20 protein-coding genes and 1 pseudogene are annotated in these 13,615 nt (G+C 45.5%); 2 read left to right on the forward strand and 19 right to left on the reverse strand.

Annotated features, from left to right (window positions below; genetic code table 11):
* Positions 1-113: 113 nt before the first annotated feature.
* The 3 genes from THEPK_RS13550 to THEPK_RS03880 form a co-directional block, all read right to left on the reverse strand.
* A complete protein-coding gene (locus THEPK_RS13550; RefSeq protein WP_232194526.1) occupies positions 114-524 on the reverse strand; it encodes a helix-turn-helix domain-containing protein in 411 nt (136 codons plus the stop codon).
* Between the two features lie 44 nt (positions 525-568).
* Entirely contained in the window at positions 569-769 is a 201-nt protein-coding gene (locus tag THEPK_RS13555) for a hypothetical protein (protein ID WP_232194527.1), read from the reverse strand.
* 233 nt (positions 770-1,002) lie between these two features.
* Positions 1,003-1,938, reverse strand: a complete 936-nt coding sequence (locus tag THEPK_RS03880) for a thiamine-phosphate kinase (RefSeq protein ID WP_042698568.1) — start codon at positions 1,936-1,938, stop codon at positions 1,003-1,005.
* A gap of 222 nt (positions 1,939-2,160) precedes the next feature.
* Between THEPK_RS03880 and THEPK_RS03885 the strand changes: the two are divergent.
* Positions 2,161-2,945: pseudogene (locus THEPK_RS03885) on the forward strand (glucose 1-dehydrogenase).
* On the opposite strand, the gene THEPK_RS03890 reads toward THEPK_RS03885, so the two are convergent.
* The 6 genes from THEPK_RS03890 to THEPK_RS03915 all read right to left on the reverse strand — a co-directional run bounded on the left by THEPK_RS03890 (position 2,942) and on the right by THEPK_RS03915 (position 6,586).
* Positions 2,942-4,207, reverse strand: coding sequence for a TIGR00375 family protein (locus THEPK_RS03890; RefSeq protein WP_042698571.1), 1,266 nt, complete (start codon positions 4,205-4,207; stop codon positions 2,942-2,944). The pseudogene THEPK_RS03885 and the gene THEPK_RS03890 sit on opposite strands and share 4 nt — an antisense overlap.
* Before the next feature lie 26 nt (positions 4,208-4,233).
* The gene (locus THEPK_RS03895) at positions 4,234-5,019 is read right to left on the reverse strand and encodes a proteasome assembly chaperone family protein (RefSeq protein ID WP_042698574.1); all 786 of its coding nucleotides are present in this window, start codon (positions 5,017-5,019) and stop codon (positions 4,234-4,236) included.
* Positions 5,016-5,195, reverse strand: a complete 180-nt coding sequence (locus tag THEPK_RS03900; RefSeq protein WP_042698577.1) for an RNA-protein complex protein Nop10 — start codon at positions 5,193-5,195, stop codon at positions 5,016-5,018. The genes THEPK_RS03895 and THEPK_RS03900 overlap by 4 nt, the downstream gene beginning before the upstream one ends.
* Positions 5,192-6,019 (reverse strand): translation initiation factor IF-2 subunit alpha, encoded by an 828-nt coding sequence (locus tag THEPK_RS03905; RefSeq protein ID WP_042698580.1) that lies wholly within the window; start codon positions 6,017-6,019, stop codon positions 5,192-5,194. The genes THEPK_RS03900 and THEPK_RS03905 overlap by 4 nt, the downstream gene beginning before the upstream one ends.
* Positions 6,020-6,098: 79 nt before the next feature.
* Positions 6,099-6,296: a 30S ribosomal protein S27e gene (locus tag THEPK_RS03910; protein ID WP_042698583.1), complete on the reverse strand. Its 198-nt coding sequence runs from the start codon at positions 6,294-6,296 to the stop codon at positions 6,099-6,101.
* An 11-nt stretch (positions 6,297-6,307) separates the two neighbouring features.
* A complete protein-coding gene (locus THEPK_RS03915) occupies positions 6,308-6,586 on the reverse strand; it encodes a 50S ribosomal protein L44e (protein WP_042698586.1) in 279 nt (92 codons plus the stop codon).
* Between the two features lie 163 nt (positions 6,587-6,749).
* On the opposite strand from THEPK_RS03915, the gene THEPK_RS03920 reads away from it, so the two are divergent.
* Positions 6,750-7,316, forward strand: a complete 567-nt coding sequence (locus tag THEPK_RS03920; RefSeq protein WP_042698589.1) for a hypothetical protein — start codon at positions 6,750-6,752, stop codon at positions 7,314-7,316.
* Here THEPK_RS03920 and THEPK_RS03925 read toward each other — a convergent pair.
* From THEPK_RS03925 to THEPK_RS03965, 10 genes are read right to left on the reverse strand one after another with little or no spacing between them, the layout of a single operon-like run.
* Positions 7,304-7,891 (reverse strand): lysine exporter LysO family protein, encoded by a 588-nt coding sequence (locus THEPK_RS03925; RefSeq protein WP_042698592.1) that lies wholly within the window; start codon positions 7,889-7,891, stop codon positions 7,304-7,306. The genes THEPK_RS03920 and THEPK_RS03925 overlap by 13 nt on opposite strands.
* The gene (locus THEPK_RS03930) at positions 7,888-8,127 is read right to left on the reverse strand and encodes a LysO family transporter (protein ID WP_042698594.1); all 240 of its coding nucleotides are present in this window, start codon (positions 8,125-8,127) and stop codon (positions 7,888-7,890) included. Before THEPK_RS03930 ends, THEPK_RS03925 begins: the two co-directional genes overlap by 4 nt.
* Before the next feature lie 33 nt (positions 8,128-8,160).
* Entirely contained in the window at positions 8,161-9,000 is an 840-nt protein-coding gene (locus THEPK_RS03935) for an aldo/keto reductase (protein WP_042698597.1), read from the reverse strand.
* Positions 8,987-9,346 (reverse strand): iron-sulfur cluster assembly protein, encoded by a 360-nt coding sequence (locus THEPK_RS03940; protein ID WP_042698601.1) that lies wholly within the window; start codon positions 9,344-9,346, stop codon positions 8,987-8,989. Before THEPK_RS03940 ends, THEPK_RS03935 begins: the two co-directional genes overlap by 14 nt.
* 5 nt (positions 9,347-9,351) lie before the next feature.
* Positions 9,352-9,672 carry a hypothetical protein gene (locus tag THEPK_RS03945; protein WP_042698605.1) on the reverse strand — a complete coding sequence of 107 codons (321 nt, stop codon included), beginning with the start codon at positions 9,670-9,672 and terminating at the stop codon, positions 9,352-9,354.
* A 59-nt stretch (positions 9,673-9,731) separates the two neighbouring features.
* Positions 9,732-11,630, reverse strand: a complete 1,899-nt coding sequence (locus THEPK_RS03950; protein ID WP_083965027.1) for a molybdopterin-dependent oxidoreductase — start codon at positions 11,628-11,630, stop codon at positions 9,732-9,734.
* A 9-nt stretch (positions 11,631-11,639) separates the two neighbouring features.
* Entirely contained in the window at positions 11,640-12,203 is a 564-nt protein-coding gene (locus THEPK_RS03955; protein ID WP_042698608.1) for a DNA replication complex subunit Gins51, read from the reverse strand.
* A 31-nt stretch (positions 12,204-12,234) separates the two neighbouring features.
* On the reverse strand, positions 12,235-12,984 hold the full coding sequence (locus THEPK_RS03960) for a DNA polymerase sliding clamp (protein ID WP_042698611.1): 750 nt from the start codon (positions 12,982-12,984) through the stop codon (positions 12,235-12,237).
* Between the two features lie 2 nt (positions 12,985-12,986).
* Positions 12,987-13,157 carry a hypothetical protein gene (locus THEPK_RS13350; RefSeq protein WP_198011284.1) on the reverse strand — a complete coding sequence of 57 codons (171 nt, stop codon included), beginning with the start codon at positions 13,155-13,157 and terminating at the stop codon, positions 12,987-12,989.
* Positions 13,158-13,168: 11 nt separating this feature from the next.
* Complete coding sequence (locus THEPK_RS03965; protein WP_042698614.1) at positions 13,169-13,495, reverse strand: transcription factor S; 327 nt, start codon at positions 13,493-13,495, stop codon at positions 13,169-13,171.
* Positions 13,496-13,615 lie beyond the last annotated feature (120 nt).

Consider the following 13,615-nt stretch of genomic DNA (forward strand, 5'->3'; position numbering starts at 1 on the left):
GACTACTGTAACCCGAATCCTGCTTGGGGTAATGTGTTATGGTCTGAAAATCCTCCTCAGAGTCAAATACTGTTTAAATAACAGGGGGTGAAACTAAACACGCCCCGGTAGAATTAGCCTATAAGCTCCTCAAGGATTTTCCTCTCCGCTTTCCTTAAGTGCTCCTTCACGGTTGAGGGACTCAGGCCGAGTATTTGCGCCAGTTCTCGGAGGGTTATCCTCCTTGGATTGTCGAAGTAGCCGCTCTTGTAGGCGAAGAGGAGAACTTCAAACTGCCTTTTGCTTAGCTTCAATACCGGACTATCTTCAGGGCTATATTCTTCAATTCCTATCACCTCTGCCCTATAAACGTTCTTAATGGTGGATATGACATCACCCACAAGTTCATCTTCGCATATCACGTATAGATTAACTCCTTCCGGGCTGAAAGTCCCCTTTTCGAAAATAACCATTCCTTTTTTCTGAACTTCAAAAAGTTCAAGAACGTTCTCCGGAAGTGGGGCACTAAGAAGGTCTGCTCTCACATAAAGGATGTAATGAGCGTTCTTTGTTATCAGCTTTGCCTCCTTTACGTGGGGACCTCCAGGAGCTTCTTTAGAATACCCTCCGGCTCTATCCCCTCTTTGAACCTGACCTCAACAAGCTTTATTACATCAGTCCCAAGGAGGAAGTAAGTGTCTCCATAACCCCATTCCACCGCCTCAAGGAACTCGCGGAAGGCGTTGAAATATTCAAGGCTGAGAGGAATCTTGAACTTTATCCTCTTCATAAGGCATCAGAAATAATTGGTGGAGAAGGTTATTATGTTTTTTCTTTTGAGCTAGTGGTGATGTCTCATTTCACACAATCACTGGAGAAATACAGGCTCATGAATTCCGAGAGATTGGTGCTACAGTTCCAAGCAAAACAATGTGGAAAAACTATCATAAACCCTGATACGCGGAGACTTATTCGATGCTGGCATTTTAAGCGTTGTAGTAATAGTGAGAAAAGGTAGAACTCTCAGTGCCCCGTTAAATGCTCCCATCCCAGAAGGGGCATCCTCTCAACTTTTCCATTTCTTCTCAGGTAAACTCCCTCTCCCCTTTCAACCCTTCCGATTATGGAAAACTCAAAGTCGAGCTTTTCGAGGTGTTCCTCGGGAATAGTAAAGATGAGCTCAAACTCCTCTCCACTTGCCAGTGCAAGGTTGATAGGATCAACTCCCAAGAGCTCTGCAACTTCAAAAACTTCCTTCCTTATTGGGAGCTTTTCGGCATAGATGGTTATCCTCACTTTGCTCATCTCCGCTATCAAATGGAGCTCCTTGCTCATGCCGTCGCTTATGTCTATTGCGGCGTTTGCATACCTCGAAAGTATTTGTCCCTCTCTGAGCCTCGCCTTGGGCTCAAGGAGCTTCTCATAGAGAGCTTTCCTTGTTTTTGGACTAACTTCAAGGTTGTCAAAGTAGACTTTAAGCCCCGCTAGAGCCCTTCCAATGTCGCCGGTAACGCAGACCAAATCTCCCTCCTTTGCTCCGCTTCTCGTGAGCAACCTTTTGGTCTTTCCAAGGGCTATCCCGTCTATTATGAGATCGCATGCTTCGTTAGTGTCGGCACTTATCACGGGCGTGCTGTAGAACTCAGAAGCCTTAGCGATTCCCTTTGCAATGCCTTCAAGATAATCCATATCAATATCTCTGGGCACTCCAAGGGAGAAGAGAAACCCTATCGGTTTACCCCCCATGGCGGCAACGTCGCTCACATTCATGGTGAATACCTTGAAGCCAACCTGCTCGGGCGTCATTATCTCTGGAACGTCTGTGCTCTTCACCAGCATGTCGTTTGTCGCCACAAGCCACTCTTCGCCAAGCTTCAGCGCTCCGGCATCGTCTCCCAGAGGTAAATCCCCTTGATTGTTAAGATGCTTCATGAACAGCTCTATTATCTCGCGCTCCACACAGATCCCCCTCAACAATGATGCATGGATATTAAAAAGTCTTGGGGAAAGGGCTTTATATCCTGAGAACTCAAATTTTAGGATAGTCATAATACAGGTAGAATCCCGGCACAGGGCGAACCCCATAGGAGAGCACACCAAATACACCCTTGCTAATACCTATGGCAATAGATGGGCACGTGGGAGTTCATCGGCTGAAAAACACAGATGAGGGGTGAGAGTATGGGATGTTACAACCTCAAGGACAAGGTGGCTATAGTCACTGGCGGTGGACAGGGGATTGGTGCTGCGATAGCCCAGCTCTTTGCCGAAAACGGTGCGAAGGTGGTCATAGCGGAGATAGACGAGGAGGCAGGGACTGAGAGGGAGCGGATGCTCAGGGAAAAGGGCTCGAAGTAACATTCATAAAAACGGACGTGGGCGACGAGGACTCCGTCAGGGAAATGGTGAGGAAGACCGTGGAGCTTTATGGTGGCGTGGACATCCTCGTGAACAACGCCGCGATACAGCCTGACGGGAAGAGCATATTCGAGCGCTCCCTCGAAGAGTGGGAGAGGACGATAAGGGTGAACCTCACCGGGCCTTACATATGCTCCCGCTATGCCGCCGAGGAGATGAAAAAGCGCGGGGGAGGAGTAATCATCAACATAGCGAGCACGAGGGCGCTGATGTCAGAACCCAACACCGAACCATACTCCGCGTCGAAAGGCGGATTGGTTGCCTTAACGCACTCCCTCGCGATAAGCTTAGCTCCATACAGGATAAGGGTCGTCTGCATAAGCCCTGGGTGGATAGAGACCTCAAGGTGGAAGAAGTCAAGCCTGAGGTCGGAGCCAAAGCTTAGACCAATAGACCACGAGCAGCACCCGGCGGGAAGGGTTGGCAATCCAATGGACATAGCCCACATGTGCGCCTTCCTTGCGGACAACGAAAAAGCGGGCTTCATAACGGGCGTGAACTTCGTAGTTGATGGAGGAATGACGGTAAAGATGATATACGTCGATTAGCCTCCAACAAAGTCCAGGATGCTCCTCTGCTTTGGCTTATGGTAAACTTCCTCACTATTTTTAATTTCCAAGCTTTCTAAGTCCTCAAGTTTTGCTTTCTTTATCTCTTCGGGCAGCTTAATTTCTCCGTATTTGCCCCCTCCACCCGGGATTACGATAAGCTTTTCATTCCTGAAAGCCCAGATTGCCTTGGCTATGTCATCTCCAACCAGTTTGGCAATGCTCCTTATTGGAACGTCAACCAAAACGGAAATTTCGCTGCCAAACTCCCTAAGCAGTCTTTCCCATACACTTTTGACGGCTTTGGTTTCGACTCCCTTGTTGAGAACCATGGCAATTATTTCTGCAAGAGGTGCCAGATGGAGGTAGGGAGGTCTATCCTCTGGTCGTTCATTCGTATCAGCCAGCTCAAGTATCCTATCGTGCACTCCCTTCTTTATAACCCCGCCGCAGACCTCGCATCTCCAGTTTAACCTCTTCGCATCTTCAAGACGGTATTTGGTGTAGCATTTTGAACATGCAGTTAGGTGATACTTTCCAAGCCTCGGGTCAAGTCCAGCGTTTAGGACTATTTTCCTCCCGCCCCGCTTTAGAATGGCCTTTTTAACTTCATCAAACGTCGCATCCTTAATTTCAAAGCGGTTGAACTCCCTCCCAAGTCTGTGAGGCATTGGAGAATGGGCATCGCTATTGCTCAGGTAGGTGAGTTTGTGATGAGCCTTTATTCTATCTGCCATATAAGAATCGGCAGAAAGCCCGAGCTCAAGGAAGTGAACCTTAGCGTTGCCATAAGCCTCTTTGAGGCTGTTGTACTCCTTATAAAGGGCTGTCCATGGGGTAAACGAGTGGGCCGGGCCTATCAAAACGTCGAGTTCGTTAGCAAGGTCGGCTATCTCAGCCGCGCTTAGGTTCACGTGGGGCCTTCCTTCGTTTTCAATATCCTTGGAGTAGGGCTTAAGCCTTTCACGCATCTCCCTTACCGCATCGATGGATGGAAAAATTAGCAAGTGGTGTACCCTTCTGTTGTCTTCAACTTCAGCCGTAAGGAGAAACCTCACACCTTTTATCTCGTAGCTTCCCCCATCTACTTTTTGAGCAGACCTTAAAAGTTCTTTCTCCCATTGAGGGTTTAAAATGTCTCCAGTCCCTACGATTCCGAGACCTTTGAGCTTTGCGTTCTCAGCCAGAAGAGGGAATGTCATTAACTTTGAGACTGCCTTGGAGTAACGAGAATGGATGTGCAGGTCAGCATCCACAAGCATAAGAGCACCTCAAAAGAAAAAGGAAGTCAAAGGTAGCCCCTATCCTCCTCCTCGTGGCTCGGTTGTGGAACCTGCTGTTCAAACATTGCTCTCTGCATCTCCTGCACTTTTCTAAGGATCTCTTCAGTTTCCTTCGCTCTCTCATCGAGAGCGCTCATGTCTATCTCTAAATTGAGAACCTGCGCAACGACGCTTAGGACTGCTTTGGCAGCTTTCGCATCCACTATGTAACCAAGGCTTTCTCCAAGGAAGCATGCCCCTCTCATTCCCCTGAGCTTTCCTATGCCCAAGAGCAAACCTGCTGCTCCAACTATTGCTCCTCCTTCGTCTTCCCTAAACACAACAGGTAGGTGTTTGTATTTCTCCTTTGTTTCCAAATCGGTGAAAGAGGCTAAAACCCTTGGCTCCCCTTCAAGCTCTGGAACCTGATAACCACCCATAGTAATTATTTCCCTTGTTCCAAACTGCTCTACAAAGTCGAGCATCTTTCCAACAACTTCAAAGTGTCCATAGCTGTCGGTTGGAGGTACTTGAGTATCTCCTGTGATTATTATCAGATCTCTGTGCTCATCATCGGGACTCTTCCAGTAATAGAACTCATTTCTCATCAAATCCACTGTCGAATCTTTTTTCACTATGACTTGGTGCATGAAGTGAGGAGAGTAAAGCTCAGCAAACTTCTTCGCATTGAGCTCTTGAATTAGATGGTCTGCGGCCAGTTTGCCAACTAATCCAATTCCCGGCAGGCCTTCAATAAAAATTGGATCATATATATCTGGCTTTTCATAAACAACTATTATTGTTTCCTTCATTTTTTCACCCCAATACCGAGCAGTTCCTTCTTAAGCTTTCTCCTGTACTCCCCATATGGATCCTCCGGGGAAAACCTTGGAGGATGAGCCGATTTCGTTTGCTCCCCACAGACCGGGCAGATTTCTTTTAGTGTGTATCTACCGCATTTTGGACATTTTTTAATTCTGAACCTCATGCCTCTCTCCTCTTTATCTTCCTTATCTTCTTTTCCTTCCTTATGAGAGAGGCTTCCCCACCGGCTTGTTTTATGACCTGAAGTATCTCCGAGGCTATCTTCTCTAACACCTCTTCGGCTTTATAGTAGTCCGGAGCGGTAATATCTATCCTGTACCTCGGTGCACCGAGATAGCTGAACTTGACATCTATTCCCTGCTCTTCATTCGCCCTGTCTCTGGCTTTTATGAGGGCTTCTTTTATGATTTCAATACCGTTAGGAGTCGGGACACTTATCTCAAACTCAGCATCTATTGTGACGGTTGGAATTTCAACATAGTTCTTAATTATCTCATCGAGAACCGGCAACCATTCATCTGGGATGAGGTCTTTAAGAACTTCAATTCCGTTCTGGGCGGCGTCTTCAAATGCCGCATAAACCTCTCCGTATTCCCTCTCAAGCGGCACCCAAACCTCTCTCCAAGCTGTCTCAAAGTCCTTACCGAGTTTTTCAGCCGCCATCTTTAAGAGGTTCTCTGCTTTTTGGGCCCTCTTGAACTCCTGAAGCTTCGCTTTCCTCTCTTGCTGCTTGACCCTTTTGAGGCTTAAATCTATATGACCCTTACTTGGATCAACGCGTATAACCTTTGCCACAATCTTCTGGCCTTCTTTAAGGTAATCCCTAATGTTTCTCACAAAAGTTGGAGCAACTTCGCTTATGTGCATAAAACCTTCTTTTCCAGGATACTCGTCAAGGGTCAAGAATGCACCATAATTGTGGATGCTCTTAACAGTGGCCACAACAAACTCTCCTTCTTCCGGAAATTCTCTAGCTCTCCTCGGCATTTTCACCATCTCCCAAAAATTTTGCCCAATAAAGGTAGTTGTATGAGGTTTTTAAGGTTTTGGAGAAAAATAAGAGAGATCACTCAAGAACTTCTAGAATCTTCGCCTTTATGACTCCCTTTCCACCGGCTGGTTCAACAAGAGTTGAACCGCAAACCAAACAGCGTACTTTTGTAGCCGGGTGGCTGAAAACGATTTGCTCGTTTCCACAGTCAATGCACTTAACTTTGAGGAATCTTGACCTTGGCATTGGGATTAATTTCTCAGGTATTGCCATTTTTTCTCACCTCACACGAGTTCGAACTTCTTTACTCTAAATCCTTCGCCTCTTGTGTGTGCCTTTCCGCACTCTGTGCACACAAACCTAAGGTCAAGCTTCTTCACTGGCTTTTCTCTTCCAGCCGGGTTTGGCCTTGGGAAACCTTTGTAACCCTTGAGGATTCTTCTGAATCTTCTCTGACCTGCACTAAGCTCACTCCTAGGTCTCTTCTTCACTCTTTCTACCTTGTGAACTGTGTGCTTCTTACAAAACGGGCAGTATGTCCTCATCTGCTTTGGGTATTTCATTTTTCCACCTCCCGAACACGCCCGGTAGGTTCCTTTACGGACACCCCCGAGCATGACCTTATGACAGTTCGAGAACCCCTAATATAAAACCCTTTAAAACATTTTTGGAAGCTCAGAAAAATTTTTAAATACAAAATGTTACTAAAAATTGAGGTGAGGGGCAATGACACTGGAAGAGCTCCTTCATGAGATTAAAGGGCGGGAGGAAAAAGAACTCGAGAGCTACAAAAAACTCCTTAAAAAGCTCAAAGATCCAGAATATGCGGATCTGAGAAACTTTCTTCTAAAGCTGACCATAGACGAAACACTGCACAAGCACATCTCCGAAGCTCTGGAAAAGGCTTATCAGGAAGTTGAAGAGCTTGTGAGAGAATACACACCAGAGGAAGAGGTGGAACTGGGAACAGCTGTCCTCTTCCCGGGAGTGCCAACAATAATTCTTCCAAGGGAAGTAAACGCTATTGGCACTAAAATCCCCACAGATGAAATTTTAGATGAGTATTTCGGAGGATTCCCAGGGGAGCCCATAGTACCAGCGGAGCTCATGGAAGAGATTAAAGAGAAGTTAAGGGAATACATAAAGAACAAGGAAGCCCTCATAATGAACTACGAGAAACTTTCGGAGAAAGCCAAGCACCCAGTGCTAAAGGGAATCGCAAAGGACATCAAAAACAACAAAGAACAGCATAAAAAGATGCTTGAAAAGCTCCTGGAGCACTACAAAAGTTGAAGGATTAGAGGAATCAAAAAAGGCGCTATAGCAGTTAAAATGAACCCATGTACAAAAGCAAGAAGGGTTATTTCCGTCCCTCCAAATTTTGCCATCAGTGGAAGGGTTGTATCCATGGTCGTTGCGCCCCCCATGACTATCGCCTTCTCTTTTGGAATCCTCTTTATTGCCAGGGGATAGAAAATAATCGTTAGAATCTCCCTCGTTAAGTTTGCCAGAAATCCAATTATCCCATATATTGGAGAATAAGTTGCCAAGAGAGGACCTGTGAGAGAGTACCATCCAAAACCGGCAGAAATAGATAATCCCCATTTGAAAGGAATCTTCAAAAGGAGAGAAGCAGCTAAACCGCCGATCAATGATCCCAAAACAGTTGATGCAGGAAGTAAAAGAGCCATTTTGCCAAGTCGTTTAAGCTCTTCCCTCAATCCCCTGCTCTTTCCGATATCGATGCCTATTATGAATATTAAGAGATATAGCATAAGCTCATAGAGGTTGCCAAATTCTAAGCTCGTGTACTTCCCAACAAGCATGCCAAGGAGGAGAGATGAGATTACCAGATAAAGAACGCTCACTCCCTCACCCCCAGCAGAGCTATGAGAAGGCTTCCGAGTATTGTGAACGAGGCAAACACAAGTGAAGAAATAAGGAGCTTGGGGGCGTCTATCTCCACTCTGCCCGCTTCAACTCCCATGAAAAAGATCAAAAGCAGTAGGGCAACGCTCATTGGCCTGTCCATGCTGAACTTTATTCTATCCCTTAGCAGATAACCCACAAAGATACCCAGTATAAGAGGTATGAAGATGTTCATGTCTTAACCTAAAGTACATAAATATTAATAAAACTACCGGACGCATTCGAGGGCTTTTTCGTAATCCTCTTTGCTCAATCTCCAGCCCATTGCACCGAAGTTTTCTTTGATGTGTTCTTTGTTTGTAGCTTTCGGAATCGCAACGACGTTTTCCTTCCAGATTAGCCAGTTCAGCGCAACCTGAGCCGCTGTTTTGCCGTACCTTTTCCCTATCTCTGCCAGACAGCTGTTTCTTGCTAGGCTTCCCTTCTCTAGTGGAGTGTATGCCATCAACGTGATGCCTTCTTTTCTCATGTACTCCAGCAAGCCGCTTTCCTCTGGTCTGCGGTCTTTTAGGGAGTATTTCACCTGGTTTACCACGATTTCATGCTTTCTCATAACTTCCTGGCTCCTCTTGAGAAGTTCAAGGTCGAAGTTGCTGACTCCTATATACCTGATTAACCCCTCATCAACGAGCTCCTCGAGGGCATGGAGGGTTTCTTCTATTTTCCTAAAGTCCTCAGTAGGCCAGTGAAGAAGGTAAAGGTCTATGTAGGTCCCCAACCTCTTTGCGCTTGCCCTTGCCGCTTTTTTGGCACTCTCGTATCCAAAATGGGTGGGCCAGATTTTGCTCACTATGAAAATGTCCTCCCTCTCAAATCCTTCTATGGCTTTTCCAACGAGCTCCTCGCTGTGGCCAGAGGCGTAGAATTCCGCCGTGTCTATGAGGTTTATCCCAAGCTCAAGCCCGTATCTAAGAGCCTCTATGTATTCTCTATCCCTTGAGTAGTCCGGGCTCTCCCAGCCTCCTACTCCCCATGTACCCATTCCAATGGCTGTAACCTTGTCATCTCCGATTCTTTTTAGGTCATTAAACGGCTTAACCCGTTTCATCTTTCCACGCCTCCAGCAGGAGTCCAATTTCGTTATATACCTCAATGCTCCTAAAACCCTTTTTCTTCAATACTTCAATGATATCCCCAACAATTTTTCTCTGCACGTTCATCGCTATCGCCTGGCAAAAATGGCACTCTGGAGTAGTTTTGGCAAACAAAAGCCACACCATGACTTTTTCGTTCTCCACAGTTAAACCGTACAGCAGCCCTTCGTCCACAATGTTAAGCTCCGTTTCAGGGTCTTTAACATTCCTGAGTTCCTTAACAACTTCCTCAACTTCAGGGGGGAGATCCTTTATTTTTCCGGGTTTTTGTTTTTCTTTGAGGAAATCCAGAAATCCCATTATCCTCACTTCTTCTCAAATTTTGCCAGAAGGTTGTTTTTCATGTCATATATGTAAACCCTCGAAAACTTCACAAGGGCAAAACGCTCCATTATGTCCCCTATTATCTTGGAATGGGCTATTGCAGCGCCTCCGATCATATTGTAGTAGGAATTGCTCTCCACAGCCAGCCACAGCTTAAGAGTGTCATCGCCAACTTCAAGCCCTGCCAGAAGCCCAGCGTCGAGTATATTCATAGTGCTTATTGGGTCAATAACCGTGCTCAACTCCTCAAGAACTTCCCTATATTCCGGAGGGTACTCCCTATCATTTCTATAAACTTTCATTTTTCCTCACCGCTTAAGAATTGGAGGGAATACATAAAAACATTTTTGGACAAATTTGGTTAGACCTTCCTTACCTCAACCCACGTGGAGTGAAATGCGGAAGCGTTTCCATAACCTTCAACGGTCTCATCCGTTGTGAGGAAGTTTACATTCCAGCCGAGCAGTCTAACCCAGAAGGCCTTGTAAAGAACCACGACACCTTCTGGAACATCTTTGCTAATCTTTGCCACCGTTTTTATTTTTCCGTATTCGTTGAAAACCTCCACTTCATCGTTCTCCTTGATACCTCTCACCTTAGCATCCTTGGGGTTAATGTATAGGTGAGGGTCAATTATGTTGTAGGTGTTGTGATACTGGCTTGTGATTGTCAGCTTCCACGTTGGACTCAAAAGCTGGAGCCCTTTCCCTTTCAGCGGCTTATACTCGGGGAAAGGTGAAAGACCCCGCTTAAGAGCCCTCTGAGAGTAGAACTCTATTTTCCCACTTGGGGTGTCATATTTTCTCTCTTTTGCTTCAACTTTTACAAAACCTTTCTTTTTAAGCTCATCCAAGCTTAAACCGTTTATCTCCAGGACCTTCTTTATCACTTCCTCATCGCTCTCGTAAAGGTAGGGATTCTTTATGTCAAGGGCTTTAGCCAGCATTCTGGTCACTTCACTGTTGCTCTTCCCATAGAGCCTCGTCACTGGCTCGTTTAAGGCAACGTAGCGGTGGTAGTATGAATCGGCAATGTCGAGCCTCTCAAAGAATGTATTCGCAGGTAAGACCACATGAGAGTAAAGGGCGGTGTCGGTTAAAAAGATGTCATGAGTCACGACAAACACATCGTTCTCTATTATGGCACTTCTTAATCTGTTCTGATTCGGAAGCGAAGCCAGAGGATTAGCGTTGTATATGTAGAGGAACTTAATCTCACCATTCTCTATATATTCGGCAAGCTTCACCTGGGGTATACTCTTGGCAGGCTTTGTCCTTAAAAAAGCTCCCTCTGCATAGCTTTTGTCGATTGTTTTCATATCGTAGATAAAGCCAAACTTATGTCCCACAAGGGCTGGGAGAACAGAGATAGCCCTCACGGCTTCTCCACCATTGAGGGAGCGCTGAAAACCGTATCCAATGTGGATAACACCCCTTTTCTCGGAATACTCAAAGGCAAACTCCTCTATTCTATCCTTCTCAATTCCAGTTTCCTCGCTTACGAAATCAAGGTCTATCTTCTTGAGGTATTCCGTAAACTCTTCAAACCCGTATACGTTTTCTCTGACAAAGTCCTTGTCGTAGAGTTCGTTTTCCACGATTATCTTTGCAATTCCAAGGGCAAAAAGAGCATCCGTGTTTGGTCTTATCTGGAAAAACTTTTCGCTCCTTTTTGCGGTCTCTGTTTTAACAACATCAACAACCCACTTTTCAAGGTTGTACTTTTTCGCAAGCATGAATCCATGGAGATTAGTCCAGAATGCGTTTATCCCCCAGTAAACGATGAGCTTTTGGTTCTTGAGCTCCTCCGGATCCATCCCAACGGCAGTCCCATAGACATCTCTCAAAGCCTCCTGACCAGCCCTGTCGCATATTCCATAATCAAGCATTGCAGTGTTGAGGTAATGGAAAAGCCTCAGCGGAAAAGCGTAGTTAACAACCCCTCTATCGCCGGCGTAGTTGTAAACAAGGACGCTCTCGCTTCCGTATTCATCTATGGTTTCCCTCAGTTTATCCGCAACGGATTTAATAGCCTCTTCCCACTCAGCTTCCCTGAATTCATCCTTTAGTGTTTCTCTCATTAACGGCTTTTTTAACCGCTCTTCGCTGTGGAACCACTTTGGCATAAGAGCCCCCTTTGGACATAAAAAGCCCCTCGTTACTGGGTGCTCAGGATTCCCTCTAACGAATAGCTTTCCCTCTCTGAGCTCGCTTATAATTGCACAGGTGTCGTAGCAGTCCCTCATGCAAACGCTGAACATGGAAAACACCTAAGGGGAGATGCTTACTCTTCTAGCCACTTCTCTCTGGACTAAAACATGGCCAAGTGTTCTTGGGAGAGTGACCAAATCACCCGCTTTGAACGGCCCGTATTCCCTCAGTTGTTCATCCATGACCTTTGGAATATCTTCGAGAATAAGATAAGCTTCCCAAATCTGCTTCCCGCTCTCGGGAATTTTTTCTTCAACTTCTTCCTCAACAACTTTAAATTCTTCTTCCATAGGTATCTGCTCTCTGTTTACAAACGCTAGAAGCAGAGAGAAGATTTTCCTCTCTTCACCTGCAAGATTGTGGGGCCTTCCCTCAAAGACCATGTCAACTATTTTATGGAGCCTCACACGGAGTATTTCTTTGATAAGCTTTTCCGCAACATTCATCTCTGCAAGGTATAGCTTTTCTTCGAGTTCTTCCCCCCTCTCCTTGGAAGACTCTGCTCTAAGCTTTAATGCCTTTACAAGGCTGTCAAACTCTTTGTAAAATTCATCGTCTAGGGAAATCAGTTCGTTTGAAGATAGCTCCATTTCCAGAAGTTCCCTGAGCTTTGCAAGATCCAATTTAACCACCTAAAAAAATAGTATGAGGAGGTCACTCCTCAACTCTCGGAGCAAGTAAGAACGTAAGCCTTCCTTCGTCTCTGATTGGATAGTCCATCTGGAGGGGCATTTCGTTTCCGAATCTGAGAACGACTTCGTCGGCTTTTCCAATTCCCTTGACCATATCTGCGAGGTAGCTGACACCATAGGCGCTCTTAGTTTCTTCCTCAACTTCAAGGTCGAGCAGGCCTTCGTCTTCCAGTGTGAGCTTTATCTCAACTTCTTGAGTCTCGCCCTCTGCCCTCATAATGAACTCATTTGGCCTGGCAATGAACTTTATGGAGTCGCTAACAAGGGAGGCATCTTTAACTGCCTCTTTTAGGACCTCACCTAGAACAACAGCTTTTACAGTGAATGGAAGCTCAGGAAGCTCGAGCTCGAGCTCTTCAACTTCAATGAGGGGAAGTCTGAATGTCCTTTTTGCGGTTCCTTCGAGTGTTACCTCAAGGAAGTTCTCCTCACCTTTCTTGAGAATGAGTATATCTTTGCTCTTTCCTCTCTTGAGAATTTTCTTGAAGTGATCCATGTTAATGCCAATTGTTTCCTCTGCCTCGACCTCATATTTGGTAAAGATTCCAGCTGGGAGGTTAAGGTCAATTAAAACAACTCTGCTTGGATCCATAGCTCTCATTGATATGCCTTCTTCTGTAACTTTAAAGGCAGCTTCATCAATTAAATTGCTTGCCGTGTCTATCAAGCTTGCAAAATCCTTTGCCCCATCAAAAACTACCTCGAATGGCATGTTTATCCCTCCATATCGTTGAGAATTTTAGCCATCAACCTTATTCTTTCTTTACCTCTCAATAAATAAGTTTTTCCATTATCCACATCAGGTGCCCTCTTATAAGCTTCGTCTAATTCCTTTAAAGCTTTTTCTGCAAGGCGTTTAAGCACTTCTAGCTCAAATTCACTCATAAATTCCACCATTATTCATAACCTCTCCATGTGTACCCGCACTTTGTGCATCTGTAAAAGATGGTTGATGGTTCATCTCCCGCCCTTGTTTGCATTTCCCACCAGTAGGCTTCATCGTTACCGCACTTCGGACAGGTTATTTTTACCTTTGGAAGTGTAGCTACGTCCTGCTCAATAACAGGTATGTCCTCCCTTTCGTGTTTAACTTTTTGCGTTATCCTGTATCTGCTAGCAGCTTCTGGATCAAGTGGCTCCTCATACCCGCACTTCCTGCACACAAAAACTCCCTTTTTCTTATCCGGTAACATTATGCTCCCACACTTTGGACAGAATTTCACTCTCTCACCCCCAGTCTAAGACAAGATTGCCGAGATCGAAATAAAAAGTTTTGCTATGTTAGGACACAAAGGGAGGAGTTTTTAAGATCACGCTAAAACTCAAAAATAAGAACAACCGAT

Origin of the sequence: Thermococcus sp. PK (assembly GCF_000430485.1) — an archaeon.
Classification (GTDB): Archaea; Methanobacteriota_B; Thermococci; order Thermococcales; family Thermococcaceae; genus Thermococcus_A; species Thermococcus_A bergensis.

What these genes read in the sequence shown, in the direction of transcription:
- THEPK_RS13555 (WP_232194527.1), bottom strand. Translation starts at nt 769, where the DNA reads ATGAAGAGGATAAAGTTCAAGATTCCTCTCAGCCTTGAATATTTCAAC.
- THEPK_RS03890 (WP_042698571.1), bottom strand. Translation starts at nt 4,207, where the DNA reads ATGCTTGTGGATGCTGACCTGCACATCCATTCTCGTTACTCCAAGGCA.
- THEPK_RS03895 (WP_042698574.1), bottom strand. Translation starts at nt 5,019, where the DNA reads ATGAAGGAAACAATAATAGTTGTTTATGAAAAGCCAGATATATATGAT.
- THEPK_RS03900 (WP_042698577.1), bottom strand. Translation starts at nt 5,195, where the DNA reads ATGAGGTTCAGAATTAAAAAATGTCCAAAATGCGGTAGATACACACTA.
- THEPK_RS03905 (WP_042698580.1), bottom strand. Translation starts at nt 6,019, where the DNA reads ATGCCGAGGAGAGCTAGAGAATTTCCGGAAGAAGGAGAGTTTGTTGTG.
- THEPK_RS03910 (WP_042698583.1), bottom strand. Translation starts at nt 6,296, where the DNA reads ATGGCAATACCTGAGAAATTAATCCCAATGCCAAGGTCAAGATTCCTC.
- THEPK_RS03915 (WP_042698586.1), bottom strand. Translation starts at nt 6,586, where the DNA reads ATGAAATACCCAAAGCAGATGAGGACATACTGCCCGTTTTGTAAGAAG.
- THEPK_RS03920 (WP_042698589.1), top strand. Translation starts at nt 6,750, where the DNA reads ATGACACTGGAAGAGCTCCTTCATGAGATTAAAGGGCGGGAGGAAAAA.
- THEPK_RS03930 (WP_042698594.1), bottom strand. Translation starts at nt 8,127, where the DNA reads ATGAACATCTTCATACCTCTTATACTGGGTATCTTTGTGGGTTATCTG.
- THEPK_RS03935 (WP_042698597.1), bottom strand. Translation starts at nt 9,000, where the DNA reads ATGAAACGGGTTAAGCCGTTTAATGACCTAAAAAGAATCGGAGATGAC.
- THEPK_RS03940 (WP_042698601.1), bottom strand. Translation starts at nt 9,346, where the DNA reads ATGGGATTTCTGGATTTCCTCAAAGAAAAACAAAAACCCGGAAAAATA.
- THEPK_RS03945 (WP_042698605.1), bottom strand. Translation starts at nt 9,672, where the DNA reads ATGAAAGTTTATAGAAATGATAGGGAGTACCCTCCGGAATATAGGGAA.
- THEPK_RS03950 (WP_083965027.1), bottom strand. Translation starts at nt 11,630, where the DNA reads ATGTTCAGCGTTTGCATGAGGGACTGCTACGACACCTGTGCAATTATA.
- THEPK_RS03960 (WP_042698611.1), bottom strand. Translation starts at nt 12,984, where the DNA reads ATGCCATTCGAGGTAGTTTTTGATGGGGCAAAGGATTTTGCAAGCTTG.
- THEPK_RS13350 (WP_198011284.1), bottom strand. Translation starts at nt 13,157, where the DNA reads ATGAGTGAATTTGAGCTAGAAGTGCTTAAACGCCTTGCAGAAAAAGCT.